Raw genomic sequence first — 16,589 nt, 5'->3', positions numbered from 1 at the left:
CGCGCGGCGGCGCGGGCCCTGGTGCTCCTCGAGTCTCAGCGGCTCAAGTGACGCTGTTCACCCCTCGCCGAGTGCGGCGTCGATGCCGTCAAGAACGCGCGGCAGCGACGCGTGGATCACCCTTACGGTGATCTCAGGGTCCAGCTGCCCGTACCCGTGTGCGACGACATTGCGAATGCCGGTCAGCCCGCGGACGTCATCCACCGCAAGCTTGTCACGCACTTCACCGGGCAGTCGTTCCACCAGTGCTGCCGCACGAATGATGATCGCTTCGACACGCAGCATCGTGTCACCCGATCTGTCATCGAGATCTGACACCGTCAGGTCGCCGAGGCGGACGATCGCGGCGCGCACTTCGTCGACGCGCTCGTGGTGCGTGGCGGAGGCTGCACGATCACTGCGAGGCGCCGCCCGGAACGGCGTGGCCTCGCTCGAGCCGTCGTCGGTCATAGCGGAACCGCCGTCGCCAGGATCTCGTCCATCGCTTCGCCGCGACTGCCGTCGAGCACGAGATCGACAGGAAAGCCGAGCAGGTCAGCCGCATGTGACGAGAACGCGTACATGCGAAGCGGATCAGCTCCCGGAGCCGGCGTGGCGACGATGTCCACATCGCTGTCCGCCCGGTCCAAACCCCGCACCATCGAGCCGAATACGCGAAGATTAGTCAACCCATGGTCGGCTGCGAGCGCGCGAAGCGTCTCGGCATACAGCTCCACAGGAATGCTCGGGCGCAGTTGCGCAGCAGCCAGCAGACGCCGTGCGAGCGCGTCGCTCACGGGCCGTGCGCCGCTCTCGATCGCGGAAACCGCAGATTGGCTGGTCCCCGCTCGGTCAGCCAACTCATACTGACTGAGCCCGACGTCGATTCGAGCGCGACGGATCAACTCTCCGAGCCCGCGATCCTCTGTCATATCAGAATGATATCTCGGTAGGGGGTCAATGTCCTCCTCGGCGAGCTCCGATACGTTGATCGCATGACGATGGAGACGCGCTATCGCCGCCCAGATGACGACCTGATCGAAGCGGTCGTTCGAGATGCGCTGTGTTCTCGCGGCATCCACCGCAACACATGGGAGTTCATCGAGTCGGGCAGCAGCAGCGTCGTGGTGCTGGCTGCAGATACCGCTGTTCGCGTCGCCCGGGATGCCAAAACGGGTGCCGAATTGTGCCGCGCCCAGGCACTGGTGGATCGGCTCCCAGAGTTGCCGTTCGGTGTCCCGCGAAGCGTGGGTGAGCCTGTCTCGCGCGGTCAGATCGTTGCTGTTCCCACACGCCGCCTCGACGGAGAACCGCACCCGCACGGGTCGGGCGAGGCCGATACATTGCGTGGCCTCCTTGATGTGATCCACTCTCTCGACCCAGCCCCGCTACGTGAGTGGCTGGCACCGGCTCGCTCCTTTTCAGGTGGGGTCGCGTGGCACGAGGTGATGATCGAGCAGGTTTTACCTCGCCTTCCGGCCCATGTGCGCGGCGAGGCGTTGCGGCGGATCTCGGCGCTGGCAGCCCTGAGGCCGCCCGTCCTGACGGTGAATCACGGGGACCTCGCCGGCTCCAACATCTTGTGGCGGCGCGGTCGCGTGACCGGTGTGCTGGACTGGGACCTGGCCGCAGAAGATGATCCCGCCGAAGATGTCGCGAGCCTCGCAGGCTGGCACGGGTGGGATCTCGTCTCAGATCTCGCCGACCCGGACACCGTCGCACGAGCAGCAGTCTTCCGCGCCTCATTCCCCCTTCAGGTCATAGCGTTCGCTCTTGTGCACGAGCGATCGGACGACGAAGTCGAACGGGGGGTCCACCGGGCGGTGCGCGCCATGGAGATCTCAACACAGACATGACGCACCTCGGTACGCGCATAGCTCATCCACACGCGCAGCGAGTCGAGACGGCAGCCGAACGTTCCTTTCGACCGGGCACAGGCGTGGAAAGCACGCCCAGCGGGCGGGGCGGTTGGAAAGCCACGAACGTGTCGGTGGGTTTCTGGCAGGGCGTGCACGTACTCAGTCTGTGCGCACGTGCCCCGGGGGCGCGTTCGCGCCGTGGCGCTGGCGGACCGGCACGGGGCGCGCGGCCAGACTGAGTCGTTGCACGGTACCGCCGCGAACCCGGGGCTTCGCGGCGGTCGGTGGTCGGCGGCGTCGCCACGCGGCAGCCAGCGGGGTTAGTCCGCGGCGCGGAGCGCAGCGGGCCCCGGCGGGCGAACGCCCTCGGCCACCAAGCAGGGCGTGCACCAACTCAGTCTGGGTCACGCCCACCGCGAGCAGTCCCCGCGGAATCACGCGCGAGGCGCGCCGGGGCGGGGCGGCGAGACTGAGTTATGACACGGTGGGTCCGGGAGAGGCGGCGGCGGCCGCAGCTTCCGCTCGGCTACCGAGCGGGGCGTGCACCAATGCAGTCTGGGTCACGCCCACCGCGAGCAGTCGCCGCGGAATCACGCGCGGGGCGCGCCGGGGGCGGGGCGGCGAGACTGAGTTATGACACGGTGGGTCCGGGAGAGGCGGTGGCGGACGCAGCTTCCGCTCGGCTACCGAGCGGGGCGTGCACCAATTCAGTCTGGGTGACGCGCACCGCGAGCAGTCCCTGCGGAATCACGCGCGGGGCGCGCCGGGGGCGGGGCGGCGAGACTGAGTTATGACACGGTGGGCCCGGGAGAGGCGGTGGCGGACGCGCGTTTCGACTCCTCGCTTCGCTCGTCGCCTCGATGGCCGGTACGGGCGTGGAAAGCATGACCAGCAGGTGGGGGCGGTTGGAGACCCACGAACGTGTCGGCGGGTGTCTGGCAGGGCGTGCACGTACTCAGTCTGTGCGCGCGTGCCCAGGGGGCGCTTTCGCGCCGTGGAGCGGGCGGACCGGCGCGGGGCGCGCGGCCAGACTGAGTTGTTGCACGCTGGGGTTGCGAACCTGGTGCTTCGCGGGTGCTTCGCCGGGCTTCACGGTGCTTCGCCTGGCTTCGCGGGGTCGCCGGTCCGCGGCGGCGGCGCCGCTACGCGGCAGTCGGCGGGGTCGGCTCGCCCAGCGAGAGCATGAGCCGGTTCGCCCAGTTGAAGAACGCCGCGCTCTGGATCAGATCGACGACCGCTTGGTCGTCGAGGCCCACAGCGCGCAGCGCCTCGACATGCGCGGGGCCGAAGGCCGACGGCGTCGCAGTCAGGGCAGCTGCGGCCTCGATGATCGCGGTCCAGCGTTCGTCTTGATCGCCGTCGATGCCGAGATCGAGCAGTCGCTGCACGTCATCGCGCCGGGAGGGCGCCTGAAGCGAGGCGAACCGCGAGTGCACAGATGCACAGAAGAGGCATCCATTCGTCCGTGAGGTGGTGGCGGCCGAGAGTTCGCGCTCTGCTCGGGCCAGGCCCGCGTCGGTGTTGTAGAAGATGTCGTTGTCGGCGCGGGTGCGCGCCCCGAGCACCACCGGGTCGCGCACGAGCAGCCGGAAATACGGGCTCGCCGCCCGCGAGCGCTCGACGAGAGCGGTGTAATCCTCGTCGGTGAGTTCGCTCTCGGGCTTGGGTTCGAGCCACGGCACCCAGCCGAGCTCCTCTTGGGTGAAAGCGTTCGGGCGTGTGAGATCGGGGTAGCGGATGACGTGCTCGGTCATGTCAGATCGCCTTCTTCAGGACGGTGAGTCCGGTGATGACCCGGAGCTGAAAGTGGATGAAGGCCACGAGCTGCGACACTGTCACGATGCCGTCGGTGCTCCACCCGGCCTCGAGCAGAGCCTGCAGGGCGTCGGGGCTTGCATCCCGCGGCCGGAAGGTGAGCAGATGCGCATGTTCGAGGGCCGCTGCGAGCCGCGTGCCGACGGCATCACGAAGGGCCGGCGAGGCGGTGAAGTGCAGTCCCGCCTCGTCTTCGGCGCTCAGGGGTCCAGCGGGGTAGGTGCCGTATGGTCCCGTCGTTGTCGCGTCGGGGAGCGCGTCGTCGATGGACGTCGCCACGGCCGGATCCAGATCAGCGAGCAGCCCGCGGTAGTTGGCCGCGAGCTGCTCGGCCCGGCTCAGTGCCGCCACCCAGAACGCGATCGCGGCGCGCTCGACGGCGCTGGCACGTGCCAGGTCGCCGGGGTCGGTGATCAGGGCGTCGTAAGTCGTCTGCGCATCGCTGCGGGCGACCGGACGCTTGGCACGCAGCGCATCGAGCGGGCTGCCCACGTCGATGCCGACGAGGGTGTCGATGAGATCAGTCATGGTTCTCCTGGGCGTCGGCGGCTCGGCTCCAGCCGAGCGCGGGGGCGATTTCGGTCGCGATGAGTTCGAGCGATCGCAGCAGCACCTCGTGCGGCGGATCGATCGGATGGGTCTGGAAGACGACATCGCTCGCATCGCGCACGACCTGGTCTTCGCCGAGCTCGGCGATGATCTGCGCGGGCGTGCCCACATGCAGGTCGAACAGGGCGGCCAGCTCGCGGTTGTCGGCGCCGGCGGGAACGTCGATGTGCAGGGCCCGCGCTGCGGGCAGCGATCGCTCGATCCCTCGCTCGAGAAGGCGCTCAGCTGTGCTCTCATCCTCGACGACCACGAGGTTGCGCGAGGCGAACACCCGGGGCTCGGCGCCCTCGGGCAGGTTCTCTCGATAGGCGTCGACGACGAGACGCTGCGTGTCGCCGAGCGCTGCGAAGCCGCTGCCGGTGGTGTGCGGCTGCGTCTTGGAGAGCATCAGGCCGAAGCCGGCGGCGCCGATGCGCGCGGCGCCCTCGGACGAGAACGTGGCCTGCCAGAGCGTGTCGACCAGCTGCGGGGCGGCCGGATACAGCGCGCCGCCATCGTCGGTGAGGATGTCGCCGCGCAGCGCGGAGACGAGCTGACGCAGATGCTCGGCGAAGATCGCCGGGCGGTCTTTCGGGTCATGCCCGAACGGAGGGAAGGAACTGGGCGTGCCCCCGCTGCCCACCCCGAGCTCAAGGCGGTCACCGGAGAGCAGCGAGAGCACCGCGGCATCCTCCGCGACCCGCAGAGGCGCCTCCAGGGGAAGGGTGATGATGCTCGTGCCCAACACCAGACGTGAGGTGAGCAGTGCCGCCTGGGAGAGCAGCACGAACGGCGAGGGCAGTCCACCCTCGGCTTCGTGGAAATGGTGCTGCGCGACCCAAGCGGTGTCGAAGCCCACCGACTCGGCCGTGGTGATCTGCTCGAGAGCGAGGCGGTAGCGCTCGGCGGCCGTCGTCTCGTCGAGCACTCGCGTGAAGAATCCCAGCCTTTGTCGTGCCGTCATCGGTCACCGCTCTTTCCCAGGTACGCCTCCTGGATTCTCGGATCGTCGAGCAGTTCCGCAGCGGAACCGGTGACGGCGATCTCGCCGGTCGCGAGGACGTACCCTCGACTCGCGATCGACAGGGCGAGCTCGGCCTGCTGCTCGACCAGGAGCACGGCGATGCCGAGTTCGGAGTTGAGTCGGGCGATCTCGTCGAGCACCTGGTCGACGAGCTTCGGCGACAGGCCCATGGTGGGCTCGTCCATGCAGATGAGGCGCGGCCGGCTCATCAGCGCCCGGGCGAACGCGAGCATCTGCTGCTCGCCGCCGGAGAGCGTCCCCGCCTCTTGCCGGCGACGTTCGGCCAGTCGGGGGAAATACGTGCGCATCCGCTCGATGTCTTCGGCGATGCCCGCGCGGTCCCGCCGCGTATGGGCGCCGGCGTACAGATTCTCATCCACGGTCATCTGAGGGAACACACGACGCGCTTCGGGAACGCTGGCGATCCCGGCGCGGATGCGCTTTGTCGTGGTGCGATGGGTGATGTCGGCGCCATCGAAGGTGATGACGCCCGACTTGGCTTTGTTCAGGCCCAGGATGGTTTTCATCGTCGTGGACTTGCCCGAGGCGTTGCCGCCGAGCAGGGAGACGATCTCACCCTCGCCGACCTCGATCGACACGCCTCGCAGGGCGTGGAAGGGGCCGTAGTACACATCGACAGCGTCCAGCGTGAGCAGAGCGGTCATCGGGCGTCCTCCCCACCGAGGTGCCGTCGCCGGCCCAGGTACGCTTCGATCACCGCAGGATCGCGGCGCACAGCCTGCGGTGCCCCCTCGGCGATGATTCGCCCGCCGTCCATCACTATCACCCGATCCGACACGGTCATGACCAGGTCGAGCTTGTGCTCGACGAGCAGGATCGTCTGGCCTTCGGCCTTCAGCTGCAGAAGCTGCGCCAGCACCTCGGCGGTCTCGGACTGGTTCATGCCCGCGGTGGGCTCGTCGAGCACGAGCAGCTTCGGCTTGAGAGCGAGCGCGCGGGCGATCTCGGTGCGCCGCCGGTTCGCATAACTGAGCGAATACGCGGGGTCGTCGCGCCGCGGTCCGAGCCGCGCCTCGAAGCGATCGATCTCGGTCTCGACGATCGCGTCGATGCTCCGGCGCTCGCGGCGGGCAGCCGGAGTGCCGAAGATCGCGACGAACAACTCGGCCAGCAGCGGTATCCAGCGCAGCAGGAACAGATGCGAGAGCCGGCGGAACGGGCGGTGCGCCCGAAGGGTCGAATGGATGCCGACCTCGATGTTGTCCGCGACCGACAGCGTGGCGAACACACGGCCGTTTTGGAATGTGCGCGCGATGCCGTGCTCGGCGATGTCGACACTGCGTGCGCGATCGATGCGAACGCCGTCGAGGGAGATGGAGCCGGCGTTCGGGCGCAGCGCGCCCGTGACGAGGTTGAGAGTCGTGGTCTTTCCCGAGCCGTTCGGCCCGATGATCGACACCACCTCGCCGGGTGAGACGTGGAACGAGACGCCGCCGACGGCCTTGAGCCCCTCGAAGTGACGCTCGAGGTCGTCCACCTGCAGCAATGCGTCGCTCATGAGTTCCTCACCAGGATCCCGCCCGGACGGAACCGCACCACGAGGATCAACACGAATCCGTAGACGATGATCCGCCACTCCGGGGCGAAACGCAGCAACTCCATCGCCCCGATCAAGATGATCGATCCCACCACGGCGCCGTACGGCAGGCTGATGCCGCCGAGGATGACGATCGTCACGACCAGCAGCGACATCAGCATCGTGAAGATGGTCGTGTCGATGTAGGTGTACTGGTGCGCCAGCAGCGAGCCGCCGATGCCGGCGAAGAACGCCGAGACGGCGAAAGCGAGCGCCTTGTAGTCGCGCACACGCACGCCCGACGCGAGCGCCGCCACCTCGTCGGAGCCGACCGAGGAGATCACCCGCCCGAGATGCGACCGACGCAGCCGCCACATGATCAGCAGCGTCAGCATGAGGATCACGAAGTCGATGAGGTAGTAGGCCAGCGGAGTGTTCAACGGGATGCCGCCGATCGAGGGGACCGGGATGTTGTAGATGGCCTGCGGCACGATCAGCTGGATGACGGCGACGATCGCGATGCCGAGGCCGAGCGTCGCGATGGAGATGTAGTGGCCTTTGACGCCCCAGATGGGCGATGCCAGCACCGAGGCGATGACCGCGGCGATCAGCCCCGCCAGCGGCAGCGCGAACCAGAACGGGATGTGCACGTAGACGCTCAGCATCGCCGACGCGTAGGCGCCGATCGCGATGGGCCCGGCTTGGCCCAGGGCGAGCACCCCCGCCTGCCCGGCCGTGACGGTGAAGCCGGCGGCGATGATGGCGTAGACGAGCACCTGGGTGCCGGTCGTGAGCAGGTAGTTGTTCGCGACGAGGGGGATGACCACTCCTCCGGCAAGGATGGCGGCCACCCACACCCATCGGGGGATGCGCAGCGGCCGCCCCTTGCCGAGGAAGGTACCGGTGAGCGGCTCGCTGGAGATCAGCGGTATCTTGCCCAGCAGGCCGCCCGGTCGAACGATGAGCACGACGATCAGAATGACGAAGACGATGATCTGGCGCGCGGCATCGCCGAACGCATAGATGCCGAACGCTTCGAAGATGCCGAGCACGAAGCCGCCGATGACCGCGCCGACCAGCGACCCCAGCCCTCCCAGAGTCGCCGCGACGAAAGAGGTCATGCCGATGTTCAACCCCGAGGTCGGGTTGACCACGCCGATGTACAACGAGAAGAAGATGCCGGCCAGTCCGCCCAGGGCCGAGGCGATCACGAATGACAGATTCTGCACCGGCCCCACCGGGATGCCCATCTGCAGCGCGGCCTCTTGGTCCTGCGCGGTCGCACGGATGGCGCGTCCGGTCTTGCCGTACTTGAGGAACAGTGACATCGCGACCATCACGACAGCGGTGACCCCGAGCATCACGATGTCGGAGGTGCCCACCCGCATGTTCCCGATGTGCAGATTGGAGGTGGGCAGCACCTGCGGAAACACGCGGAACTGCGCCGAGAACGCCAGCTGCGAGGCGTTGTCGAGGACTTGCGAGACCGCATACGTCGACAGCATCGCCGCCAGCGGCAGGTACTTCGCCAGCGGGCGGACGACCGAGATGTTTATCACCAGGCCGAGCAGGGCGCAGATGACCAGCACCAGCGGCAGTGCGATCCAGAACGAATAGCCGAGAGTGACGACGAAGAACCACGCCAGCATGGCGCCCAGCCCGAAGAAGGAGAACTGCGCGAAGTTGACGACGTTCATGACGCCGAAGACCAGGGAGACGCCGACTGCTCCGAGGGCGTAGACGTTCCCTCGGAGCAGGCCGGCGATCAGTGTGTCGAGCATGGTGTGGCGCGGGCCCCGATCAGCCGTTGTACGTGACCCACGCGCCGTCCTTCAGGATGGCGGGGGTGAACTGCGGGTTCAGGATGCGTCGGGTCTGGGTGTCGAACGTGACCTTGCCGTAGACGACGCTCGGGACGTCCTTGATCTCGCTGAAGCCCTTGAGGATGCCTTCGCGGGTGATGCCGCCGGCCTTCGCCGCAGCGACCGCGATATTGAGCGCGTCGTACGCGCCCGCCTCGAAGTTCGTGACGTCCTTGTCGTCGGGGTACTTCGCTTGGAACGCCTTCACGAACTTCTGGACGTCGGCGTCGGGGTTTGACGCGATGAACTGGGCGGGGATGATCGAGCCTTCGGCATCGGGCGTCTCGTCGAAGGACTGCTCGTCCTGCCCGCCGTAGAACGTTCCCTTGTAGCCGATCGAGCGCAGTTGCGTGACGAGCTTGGCCGAGTCGGGTCCGTAGCCGAGGTGGGCGAATGCCTCGGGGGAGCCTGCGGTGGCCTTCGTCAGCGACGGCCGGTAGTCGTCAGACGTGGGGTCGACCGCCTCGGCATCGGTGATCTTCAGTCCGATCTTGTCGGCCTCGGCCTTGAAGGCCTGGTAGGCAGGGATGCCCCAGTCCGAGGTGTTCAGATAGGTCAGGCCGATCGAATCGACGCCCTGCTCCTTGATGTAGTCGGCCTCCCAGACGTATTCGTCCGCCGTTGTCGTCGAGCTCGACCATTGGTATTGGCTGCCCTTGTCGGTGAAATCGGCGTTCGAGTTGTTGAAGCCGTACTGCAGGAGCTTGCCGGCCGTGTAGATCGGTGAAGCGGGGATGGATGCCGCCGACGAGTAATCGCCGAACACGAGGATGACGTCCGGGTCGCCGACGAACTTCTGCGCGACGGTGACCGACTGCTTGGGATCGGACTGCGAGTCTTCGTACTTGAGGGCGACGGGGTGCCCGTTGATGCCGCCGTTCGCGTTGACCTGGTCGACGGCGAGGTCGAAAGCCTGCTTGAACTGCTCGCCGTACTGTGCATATTGGCCGGTCTGCGCCGCCGATACGCCGAAGTAGACGGGGCTGTCGGACGAACCGGAATCGCTCTCGGCCGCGTTCGTGGCGGCGAGGCTGCAGCCCGCGAGCGTCATGGCCGCCAAGCTCGCAACGGCACTGGCGAACAGCGTGCGTCGGATGATGCGTGACATCGGATGACTCCTTGGAATGCGCGAAGCGGGTGATGCACCGGGGGAGCTGATTCCTCACCGGTACCTGATCACAGTGACATCCGACGGCAGAGAGCTCACGCTGTGTGTCGGATTGCGACGTCATGCAACGTCATAGATCCGTGGCGCGGAGCGCAGCGGGCCCCGGCGGGCGAACGCCCTCGGCTACCGAGCAGGGCGTGCACCAACTCAGTCTGGGTCACGCCCACTGCGAGCAGTCCCCGCGGAATCACGCGCAAGGCGCGCCGGCGGCGGCGCGGCGAGGCGGAGTTATGACACGGCCGGTCGGGCAGAGACGGCGACCGGTCGGGCGGAGACGGCGGCCGAGCGGGCGGAGACGGCGGCCGAGCGGGCGGAGACACGGCCGGTCGGGCAGAGACGGCGGCCGCGCGATGCGACCCCGCGCTTCGCGCGCAGCTCAACGCCCGGGCAGGGGCGTGTAGAGCACGACCTGCAGGTCGGGGCGGTCGGAAGGCCGCAGCTGGTGGTGCTCGAACGTCTCGACCGTGCCGTCGGGCAGGTGGAACACGCGCTCGCGCGACTCGAAGCCGCCGATGTCGTATGACTCCCAGCCGGCGCGGAACTCGGGGCTGGCCTCGATGAGCGCCCGCACCAGCTGGGCGGCCTGCGGCTCGGTCGCCCGGCCCACCTCGGCGCGGAACTCGGCGAGAAAGCGCCGGCTCGTGACGTCCCAGTCGTCCAGCAACGTGCGCACGTACGGATCGGTGAACACCAGCCACAGCAGGTTGCGCTCGCCGCGGGCCACCGCCGCGATGCGCGGGTACAGACGCTCGTAGGCGGTGTTCCATCCGGCCATGCCCCAGTCGGGTGCAAGGGCGTATGCCGGGTGGGGCAGGGCGTCCATCAGGCGTTGCAGGTGCGCGGGCGCCTCGTCGACCCGGGCCGGGCGCGGCGGGGCGTAGCCCGCCAGTCCCAGCGCGTAACGTCGCTCGGCATCGGTCAGGCGCAGGGCGTCGGCGACCGCCAGCAGCACCTGACGAGAAGGGTGGATGTCGCGGCCCTGTTCGAGCCACGTGTACCAGGTCATGCTCACACCCGACTCCACCGAGACCTCTTCGCGCCGCAGGCCCGTGGTGCGTCCGCGTGATCCGGGCGGCAGGCCGAGCGCGGCGCGGTCGAGCCGCTCGCGCCGCGAGCGCAAGAACGCGCCCAGTTCGGTGCGTCGCGGATCGGCCATTCTTCCAGGGTAGTGCTCGTACTACTAGTGGTAGCGCCGTCTGTTGAGTCATCCCACCACTACCTGATAATCAGACAATGCCCGTTCTGCGTTCTCGTACCGTCACCCATGGCCGCAACATGGCCGGCGCCCGCGCCCTGATGCGCGCCTCCGGCGTCGACGCCGGCGACTTCGGCAAGCCGATCATCGCGGTGGCCAACAGCTTCACCGAGTTCGTCCCCGGCCACACGCACCTGCAGCCGGTCGGGCGTATCGTCAGCGAGGCGATCAAGCAGGCCGGCGGCATCGCCCGCGAGTTCAACACGATCGCCGTCGACGACGGCATCGCGATGGGCCACTCCGGCATGCTGTACTCGCTGCCCAGCCGCGACCTGATCGCCGACTCGGTCGAGTACATGGCCAACGCGCACCAGGCCGACGCGCTCGTGTGCATCTCGAACTGCGACAAGATCACGCCCGGGATGCTGCTGGCAGCCCTGCGGCTGAACATCCCGACCGTGTTCGTCTCGGGCGGGCCCATGGAGTCGGGTCGGGCCGTGTTGCAGGACGGCACCGTGCGCACCCTCGACCTCGTCGACGCCATCAGCGACGCGGTCAACGAGAGCATCTCCGACGCCGACATCCTGCGCATCGAAGAGTCGGCGTGCCCCACCTGCGGCTCGTGCTCGGGAATGTTCACCGCGAACTCGATGAACTGCCTCACCGAGGCGATGGGCCTCGCGCTGCCCGGCAACGGCTCGGTGCTCGCGACGCACACCGCGCGCCGCGCGCTGTACGAACGAGCGGGCTCGCTGGTCGTCGACATCGCGCATCGCTACTACGACGGCGACGACGCCTCGGTGCTGCCGCGCAACGTCGCCACGCGCGACGCCTTCGACAACGCCATGGCCCTCGACATCGCCATGGGCGGGTCGACCAACACGATCCTGCATCTGCTCGCCGCCGCGCACGAGGCCGGCGTCGACTATGGCCTCGACGACATCGATGCTGTGTCGCGCCGTGTGCCGTGCCTGGCCAAGGTCGCGCCCAACGTCGCCGGCGACCGCATCTATTACATGGAGGACGTGCACCGGGCCGGCGGCATCCCGGCCATCCTTGGTGAGTTGCGGCGCGGCGGGCTGCTGCACGAAGACGTGCACGCAGTGCATGCCCCGAGCCTGGGCGAGTGGCTCGATGCGTGGGACATCCGCGGTGGAAAGGTGTCGGACGAGGCGCGCGATCTGTGGTTCGCCGCCCCCGGCGGGGTGCGTTCCTCCAGCGCGTTCAGCCAGTCGGAGCGCTGGCTGGCGTTGGACGAGGATGCCGCATCCGGATGCATTCACGACGTGGCGCACGCGTACTCGGTCGACGGGGGTCTGGGCGTGCTGCGCGGAAACATCGCGGTGGACGGCGCCGTCGTGAAGACCGCCGGCGTCGACCCCTCGATCTGGACGTTCCAAGGCCCGGCCGTCGTGTGCGAGTCGCAGGAAGAGGCCGTCGAGAAGATCCTGAACAAGCAGGTCGGCGAGGGCGACGTCGTGGTCATCCGCTACGAGGGCCCCAAGGGAGGGCCCGGCATGCAGGAGATGCTCTACCCGACGTCGTTCCTGAAGGGGCGGGGCCTGGGCAAGAAGTGTGCGCTGATCACCGATGGACGCTTCTCGGGCGGAACCAGCGGACTGTCGATCGGGCACATCTCGCCCGAGGCGGCCTCGGGCGGCGTGATAGCGCTGGTCGAAGACGGCGACATCGTCTCGATCGACATCCCGAACCGGTCGCTCGTGCTCGAGGTGCCCGACGACGTGCTCGCCGAGCGGCGCCGGGCACTGCTGGCCGCGGGTGGCTATCAGCCACGCAACCGCGTGCGGCAGGTCTCGGCCGCGCTGCGTGCGTATGCCGTGATGGCGCAGTCGGCCGACAAGGGCGCGGTGCGCGACGTCGATGCCGTCGAGCGGGCGATGGCCCGCGCCGCCGCCGACGACGCCATCGCCGAGGTGGAGCCGGCCGCGCTCTGAGTCGGCGCCCTACGGTGTGTTCGATGCCCGCAAGGCGGTGACGACCTTCTCGAGCGCGGTGCGCACGACGGACAGTTCGTCGGGGCTGAGCACGTTCAGAAAGTTCGACCGCACGAGTTCGACGTGACCGGGAAGCGTTTCGGTGACCCGCGCACGGCCCCGGGGGGTCAGTCGTGCCGTGACGCCGCGGTCGTCGCCGACCGATGCCGTGCGTTCGACGAGCCCCTCCTTCTCCAATCGCCCGACCTGATAGGTCAAGCCGCTTCGTGAGATGACGAGCGCATCGGCGAGCTCGTTCATCCGCAGCCCGTCGGGCGCGTTGACGAGCGTCGCCAGCACCGAGAACTTGATCGGCGTGAGGGTGTGCTCGGCCAACTGCGTCGACACCTTCCGCTGCATGAGGTCGCCGGCCGTGACGACGGCGAAGTACGCCGCGAGCTCGTCCGGATTGAGTTCTGACATGGGCGTCTTCCGATCATGCGATTCGAATTCGAATGAGTGGTATCGTGTGGTGTAGTTCAAGTTCGAATAACATTCTAGAGGAGCAGTCATGAACATCGCAGTCCTCGGAACCGGCCACATGGGCACGACCCTCGCCGGTGGGTTGCTCGCGGCGGGGCACACCGTCACGTTCGGATCGCGGCATCCCGAACAGCACACCGATCTTGCCGCCCCCGTTGTCAGCACCGTCGAGGCGATCGGCAGCGCCGACATCGTCGTGAACGCGCTGGCGGCGTCGGCATCGTTGCAGGCGCTTGGGCCGCTGGCCGACGAACTGGCCGGCAAGGTCGTGCTCGACATCGGCAACGCTGTCTCGCCCGACTTCGAGCTGCTCTACCCCGACACGAGCCTCGGCGAGCGTCTGCAGCAGGCGCTCCCGGCCGCAAAGGTCGTGAAGTCGCTCAACACCCTGCCGGGAACGGTCACCGTCGCGCCGCAATCGGTCGCAGAACCCACGTCGGTGTTCTTGTCGGGCGACGACGCCGACGCCAAAGCGCTCGTCGGCTCGCTGCTGGCGGATCTGGGGTGGGATGCCGCTCGACAGATCGATCTCGGCGGCATCGAGACAGCGCGCGGGGTCGAGCACTACTTCTTGCTCTTCGTCGCGATGATGCAGCGGTTCCGCGGCGCAGACTTCAACATCCGCGTCGTGCGCTGAGCGCGGGGCGGTCGGCGTCAGCGGCACCCGAGCGTCGACAGCGTGCTCAGGCCGTGCGGCTGACTCGGGCGCGCCAGAGCTCGGGGCCGGACTCGAGCTCTTCCCAGCCCGAGGCCCCCGGCCGTTCGGCCTGCAGCATGTAGCGGATGCCCACCGGGTCGTGGTCGGCCACGAGCACGAAGCTGCGCTCGGCCGCGAGGGCGTCGAACGCGCCCATCGTCATGTCGGCGCAGCTCATCTCGCCGCGCACGCGCGCGTCGACGATCTGCTCGCCGGCGAAATCGGCCGTCTCGGTCATGGTGCCTCCTCAGTGTCGGGGGTGGATGCCGCGGCCCGGCGCGCGATGATGGCGATGGCCGCGATGTGCTTCTCGTTGCGCCGGAACGCCGCGCGCATGGTGTTCACGCGGCGCCGTACGTCGGCGTCGCGCAGATAGGTGCCGGCGATGTGCAGGGTACCGCGCAGGCCCTCGTCGGCCAGCAGTCGCCGAAAATGCAGCAGCCGCATCGGAGCGTGCACGACATGTTCGACCTCGAATCCGTGCGCGGCGAACAGTGCGATCCACTCGGGCGTGGTCTGCGGGCGCGTGTTGACCTTCTGCGAGCGCACGAGCGACAGGCGCACGTCCTCGGCCGTCTCGATCGGGATGTCATCGGGCACGAGAGCGAGCTCGTGCACGGCGTAGCATCCGCCCGGTCGCAGAATGCGTGCCACTTCGTCGAGGATCTCGCCCTTCTGCGCGTTCGTGTGCATGGTGAGCATGGCCTCGGTCAGCACGACATCGCACGAGGCATCCGCGAGTCCGGTGCTCTTGGCCTCGCCGATGGTCACCTCACCGCGTGCGCCGAGGGATGCCGCAGCGAGAGCGGCCGCATCCGCGTCGTTCTCCACCCCGATGTACGAGGCAGGGCCGGCCTCCAGCAACAGCTTCGCCGTCAGACCCAGGCCGGGGGCAAGCTCGACGACGTCGGCATCGCGCAGCGGCAGCATCCCGACCAATCGTGTGGTCAGCTGCTTGCCACCCGGGCGCAGCACCTTCTTGCCCAGCCGCGCGAGCAGCCAATGCGCGGGTAGGTCTTCGGCGCGCCGGCCGGCGAGGGGAACCTGCGCTGCCGCGTGATCGCTCATGACTTTCACGCTACAAGCGCCAGGCGGGGTCGGGGCCGGATCGCGCATACTCTGGACTCGTGCGCGTGCGGCTGATCACGATCCCCGTTCTGGTGGTCGCCGCCGTGCTCGGGTGGGGTGAGGCCATCAGCTGGCGCGCGAGCCGGCGTGAGTTGGGCGAGGGGATGCCGCACTCTGGCCGCGAAGCGGTCGTCGTGCTCGGATTCGGCAACAAGCCGGGTCGCGCGAACTTCGTCAACCGGTATCGTGTGCGCGCCGGCATCCGTTCTCTGAGCACCTCGACGTCGGTGCTCGTACTCTGCGGGGGAGCCGTGGCCGGCGCACAGCCCGAAGCCGACATCATGGCCGGCTACGCCCGCGACGAGCGCGACTATACCGGCCCGATGCTGATCGAGCGTGAGAGCACCACGACGTGGGAGAACATCCGCAACGCGATCGGGCTCATCGAACCGTACGACACGATCAAGATCGTCTCGGATCCGCTCCATGCGCAGAAGGGGCGACGGTATCTGTGGATGCTGCGCCCCGACTTGGCCGCCCGGCTCGTGCGAGGCCGCGATTACCGCTTCGGTGAGCTGATATTGCTCAAGCCGGTGGCCGCGGTGGTCGGTCTCGTGGGGTTGCGGCGGGCCCGCCGGAGCGGCCCGCGCTGAGACGCACCACTCGGCCAGGCTTCGCCCGGTTCAGCCGCGGTCAGCGGCGCGCACGAGCGGCAGGAACAGCTCGTCGACGATCGACCGGATGCGCGCCGGCTTCAGGGGTCCGAGGTCCATGATCAGGTCGTGGCGGGCCAGGTCGAAGGGCAGGGCGAGCACCGCCGCCGGAATGCCCTGCAGATCAATCTCGCCACGGTCGTGCGCGCGGCGGAAGACGGCACGGTCGCGTGGTCGCAGCGAGTCGCCCATCACGCGGTCGCGGGCCTGAGTGGGTGTGAGACCGGCGTCGGCGAGCAGGCCCGAGAAGGCAGCGCCCGCGGCGATGGCGAAGTAGCCGGCGCGGGAGTCGCTGATCGCGGTCAGCAGCGCGATGAGGTCGCTGCGCAGTGCGCCGGTGTCGGGATCGGCGACGGGATGCATGCGGCGATAGTGCTCGATGGCGGCGAGAGTGAGCTCGTCTTTGTTCGCCCACCGACGATAGAGCACAGCCTCGCTGGTCGCGGCCCGCGTCGCGATGGTGCCCATCGTCAGTCGCGCGTACCCCGTCTGCACGAGCTCGTCCCAGGCGGCCTCGAGAAGCGCTGCCTCGAGTTCGGCGCCGCGCCGGCGACGTCGTGTGGGGAGGGATGCTGCAGTGACCATTCGTCCACAATAGATAGATTTG

The 16,589-nt window shown here is 68.2% G+C and carries 18 protein-coding genes; 4 read left to right on the top strand and 14 right to left on the bottom strand.

All coding sequences use genetic code 11. From position 1 onward, the window contains the following. Positions 1–57 precede the first annotated feature (57 nt). Both ET475_RS05355 and ET475_RS05350 read right to left on the bottom strand, forming a co-directional pair. Positions 58–450 (bottom strand): HepT-like ribonuclease domain-containing protein, encoded by a 393-nt coding sequence (locus tag ET475_RS05355; RefSeq protein WP_129386867.1) that lies wholly within the window; start codon positions 448–450, stop codon positions 58–60. Further along, positions 447–911 (bottom strand): XRE family transcriptional regulator, encoded by a 465-nt coding sequence (locus tag ET475_RS05350; protein WP_129386864.1) that lies wholly within the window; start codon positions 909–911, stop codon positions 447–449. The genes ET475_RS05355 and ET475_RS05350 overlap by 4 nt, the downstream gene beginning before the upstream one ends. Positions 912–974: 63 nt before the next feature. Between ET475_RS05350 and ET475_RS05345 the strand changes: the two genes are divergently transcribed. Beyond that, positions 975–1,835, top strand: a complete 861-nt coding sequence (locus ET475_RS05345) for a phosphotransferase family protein (protein ID WP_129386861.1) — start codon at positions 975–977, stop codon at positions 1,833–1,835. A 1,145-nt stretch (positions 1,836–2,980) separates the two neighbouring features. Here ET475_RS05345 and ET475_RS05340 read toward each other — a convergent pair. From ET475_RS05340 to ET475_RS05305, 8 genes are all read right to left on the bottom strand, one after another. Next, positions 2,981–3,592 carry an alkylhydroperoxidase domain protein gene (locus ET475_RS05340; RefSeq protein ID WP_129386857.1) on the bottom strand — a complete coding sequence of 204 codons (612 nt, stop codon included), beginning with the start codon at positions 3,590–3,592 and terminating at the stop codon, positions 2,981–2,983. Between the two features lies 1 nt (position 3,593). Next, entirely contained in the window at positions 3,594–4,181 is a 588-nt protein-coding gene (locus tag ET475_RS05335) for a CMD domain protein (protein WP_129386853.1), read from the bottom strand. Continuing rightward, a complete protein-coding gene (locus tag ET475_RS05330) occupies positions 4,174–5,205 on the bottom strand; it encodes a putative FMN-dependent luciferase-like monooxygenase (RefSeq protein ID WP_129386850.1) in 1,032 nt (343 codons plus the stop codon). The genes ET475_RS05335 and ET475_RS05330 overlap by 8 nt, the downstream gene beginning before the upstream one ends. Further along, on the bottom strand, positions 5,202–5,930 hold the full coding sequence (locus ET475_RS05325; protein WP_129386847.1) for an ABC transporter ATP-binding protein: 729 nt from the start codon (positions 5,928–5,930) through the stop codon (positions 5,202–5,204). The genes ET475_RS05330 and ET475_RS05325 overlap by 4 nt, the downstream gene beginning before the upstream one ends. Then, the gene (locus ET475_RS05320) at positions 5,927–6,784 is read right to left on the bottom strand and encodes an ABC transporter ATP-binding protein (protein ID WP_129386843.1); all 858 of its coding nucleotides are present in this window, start codon (positions 6,782–6,784) and stop codon (positions 5,927–5,929) included. The genes ET475_RS05325 and ET475_RS05320 overlap by 4 nt, the downstream gene beginning before the upstream one ends. After that, positions 6,781–8,583: an ABC transporter permease gene (locus ET475_RS05315; protein WP_129386840.1), complete on the bottom strand. Its 1,803-nt coding sequence runs from the start codon at positions 8,581–8,583 to the stop codon at positions 6,781–6,783. The genes ET475_RS05320 and ET475_RS05315 overlap by 4 nt, the downstream gene beginning before the upstream one ends. Positions 8,584–8,602: 19 nt before the next feature. Next, positions 8,603–9,772, bottom strand: a complete 1,170-nt coding sequence (locus ET475_RS05310) for an ABC transporter substrate-binding protein (protein ID WP_129386837.1) — start codon at positions 9,770–9,772, stop codon at positions 8,603–8,605. Positions 9,773–10,208: 436 nt separating this feature from the next. Next, positions 10,209–10,988, bottom strand: a complete 780-nt coding sequence (locus ET475_RS05305) for a helix-turn-helix transcriptional regulator (protein WP_129386834.1) — start codon at positions 10,986–10,988, stop codon at positions 10,209–10,211. Positions 10,989–11,065: 77 nt separating this feature from the next. Here ET475_RS05305 and ilvD point away from each other — a divergent pair, with 77 nt between their 5' ends. Beyond that, positions 11,066–12,982, top strand: a complete 1,917-nt coding sequence (ilvD, locus tag ET475_RS05300; RefSeq protein ID WP_129386831.1) for a dihydroxy-acid dehydratase — start codon at positions 11,066–11,068, stop codon at positions 12,980–12,982. A 9-nt stretch (positions 12,983–12,991) separates the two neighbouring features. Here the strand turns inward: ilvD and ET475_RS05295 are convergent, their stop codons facing one another. Then, the gene (locus ET475_RS05295) at positions 12,992–13,444 is read right to left on the bottom strand and encodes a MarR family winged helix-turn-helix transcriptional regulator (RefSeq protein WP_165310770.1); all 453 of its coding nucleotides are present in this window, start codon (positions 13,442–13,444) and stop codon (positions 12,992–12,994) included. Between the two features lie 88 nt (positions 13,445–13,532). Here ET475_RS05295 and ET475_RS05290 point away from each other — a divergent pair, with 88 nt between their 5' ends. Beyond that, positions 13,533–14,141, top strand: a complete 609-nt coding sequence (locus ET475_RS05290; RefSeq protein WP_129386825.1) for an NADPH-dependent F420 reductase — start codon at positions 13,533–13,535, stop codon at positions 14,139–14,141. Positions 14,142–14,187: 46 nt separating this feature from the next. Here the strand turns inward: ET475_RS05290 and ET475_RS05285 are convergent, their stop codons facing one another. Next, positions 14,188–14,439 (bottom strand): DUF2249 domain-containing protein, encoded by a 252-nt coding sequence (locus ET475_RS05285; protein ID WP_207205415.1) that lies wholly within the window; start codon positions 14,437–14,439, stop codon positions 14,188–14,190. Continuing rightward, positions 14,436–15,269 (bottom strand): class I SAM-dependent methyltransferase, encoded by an 834-nt coding sequence (locus tag ET475_RS05280; protein ID WP_129386822.1) that lies wholly within the window; start codon positions 15,267–15,269, stop codon positions 14,436–14,438. The genes ET475_RS05285 and ET475_RS05280 overlap by 4 nt, the downstream gene beginning before the upstream one ends. A gap of 59 nt (positions 15,270–15,328) precedes the next feature. Between ET475_RS05280 and ET475_RS05275 the strand changes: the two genes are divergently transcribed. Then, positions 15,329–15,922, top strand: a complete 594-nt coding sequence (locus ET475_RS05275; protein ID WP_242497775.1) for a YdcF family protein — start codon at positions 15,329–15,331, stop codon at positions 15,920–15,922. Between the two features lie 30 nt (positions 15,923–15,952). Here ET475_RS05275 and ET475_RS05270 read toward each other — a convergent pair whose 3' ends face one another. Next, positions 15,953–16,567 carry a TetR/AcrR family transcriptional regulator gene (locus tag ET475_RS05270; protein ID WP_129386819.1) on the bottom strand — a complete coding sequence of 205 codons (615 nt, stop codon included), beginning with the start codon at positions 16,565–16,567 and terminating at the stop codon, positions 15,953–15,955. Positions 16,568–16,589 lie beyond the last annotated feature (22 nt).

The sequence above is a fragment of the Microbacterium protaetiae genome (genome assembly GCF_004135285.1).
Classification (GTDB): Bacteria; Actinomycetota; Actinomycetes; order Actinomycetales; family Microbacteriaceae; genus Microbacterium; species Microbacterium protaetiae.
Note: the sequence above shows the minus strand (reverse complement) of the source record. Positions and strands in the feature narration are given on the sequence as shown.

Bases quoted from the DNA above. Each gene is read 5' to 3' on its own strand.
- ET475_RS05345 (WP_129386861.1), top strand. From the start codon at position 975: ATGACGATGGAGACGCGCTATCGCCGCCCAGATGACGACCTGATCGAA.
- ET475_RS05330 (WP_129386850.1), bottom strand. From the start codon at position 5,205: ATGACGGCACGACAAAGGCTGGGATTCTTCACGCGAGTGCTCGACGAG.
- ET475_RS05355 (WP_129386867.1), bottom strand. From the start codon at position 450: ATGACCGACGACGGCTCGAGCGAGGCCACGCCGTTCCGGGCGGCGCCT.
- ET475_RS05320 (WP_129386843.1), bottom strand. From the start codon at position 6,784: ATGAGCGACGCATTGCTGCAGGTGGACGACCTCGAGCGTCACTTCGAG.
- ET475_RS05310 (WP_129386837.1), bottom strand. From the start codon at position 9,772: ATGTCACGCATCATCCGACGCACGCTGTTCGCCAGTGCCGTTGCGAGC.
- ET475_RS05350 (WP_129386864.1), bottom strand. From the start codon at position 911: ATGACAGAGGATCGCGGGCTCGGAGAGTTGATCCGTCGCGCTCGAATC.
- ET475_RS05270 (WP_129386819.1), bottom strand. From the start codon at position 16,567: ATGGTCACTGCAGCATCCCTCCCCACACGACGTCGCCGGCGCGGCGCC.
- ET475_RS05285 (WP_207205415.1), bottom strand. From the start codon at position 14,439: ATGACCGAGACGGCCGATTTCGCCGGCGAGCAGATCGTCGACGCGCGC.
- ilvD (WP_129386831.1), top strand. From the start codon at position 11,066: ATGCCCGTTCTGCGTTCTCGTACCGTCACCCATGGCCGCAACATGGCC.
- ET475_RS05290 (WP_129386825.1), top strand. From the start codon at position 13,533: ATGAACATCGCAGTCCTCGGAACCGGCCACATGGGCACGACCCTCGCC.
- ET475_RS05295 (WP_165310770.1), bottom strand. From the start codon at position 13,444: ATGTCAGAACTCAATCCGGACGAGCTCGCGGCGTACTTCGCCGTCGTC.
- ET475_RS05340 (WP_129386857.1), bottom strand. From the start codon at position 3,592: ATGACCGAGCACGTCATCCGCTACCCCGATCTCACACGCCCGAACGCT.
- ET475_RS05335 (WP_129386853.1), bottom strand. From the start codon at position 4,181: ATGACTGATCTCATCGACACCCTCGTCGGCATCGACGTGGGCAGCCCG.
- ET475_RS05280 (WP_129386822.1), bottom strand. From the start codon at position 15,269: ATGAGCGATCACGCGGCAGCGCAGGTTCCCCTCGCCGGCCGGCGCGCC.
- ET475_RS05325 (WP_129386847.1), bottom strand. From the start codon at position 5,930: ATGACCGCTCTGCTCACGCTGGACGCTGTCGATGTGTACTACGGCCCC.
- ET475_RS05305 (WP_129386834.1), bottom strand. From the start codon at position 10,988: ATGGCCGATCCGCGACGCACCGAACTGGGCGCGTTCTTGCGCTCGCGG.
- ET475_RS05315 (WP_129386840.1), bottom strand. From the start codon at position 8,583: ATGCTCGACACACTGATCGCCGGCCTGCTCCGAGGGAACGTCTACGCC.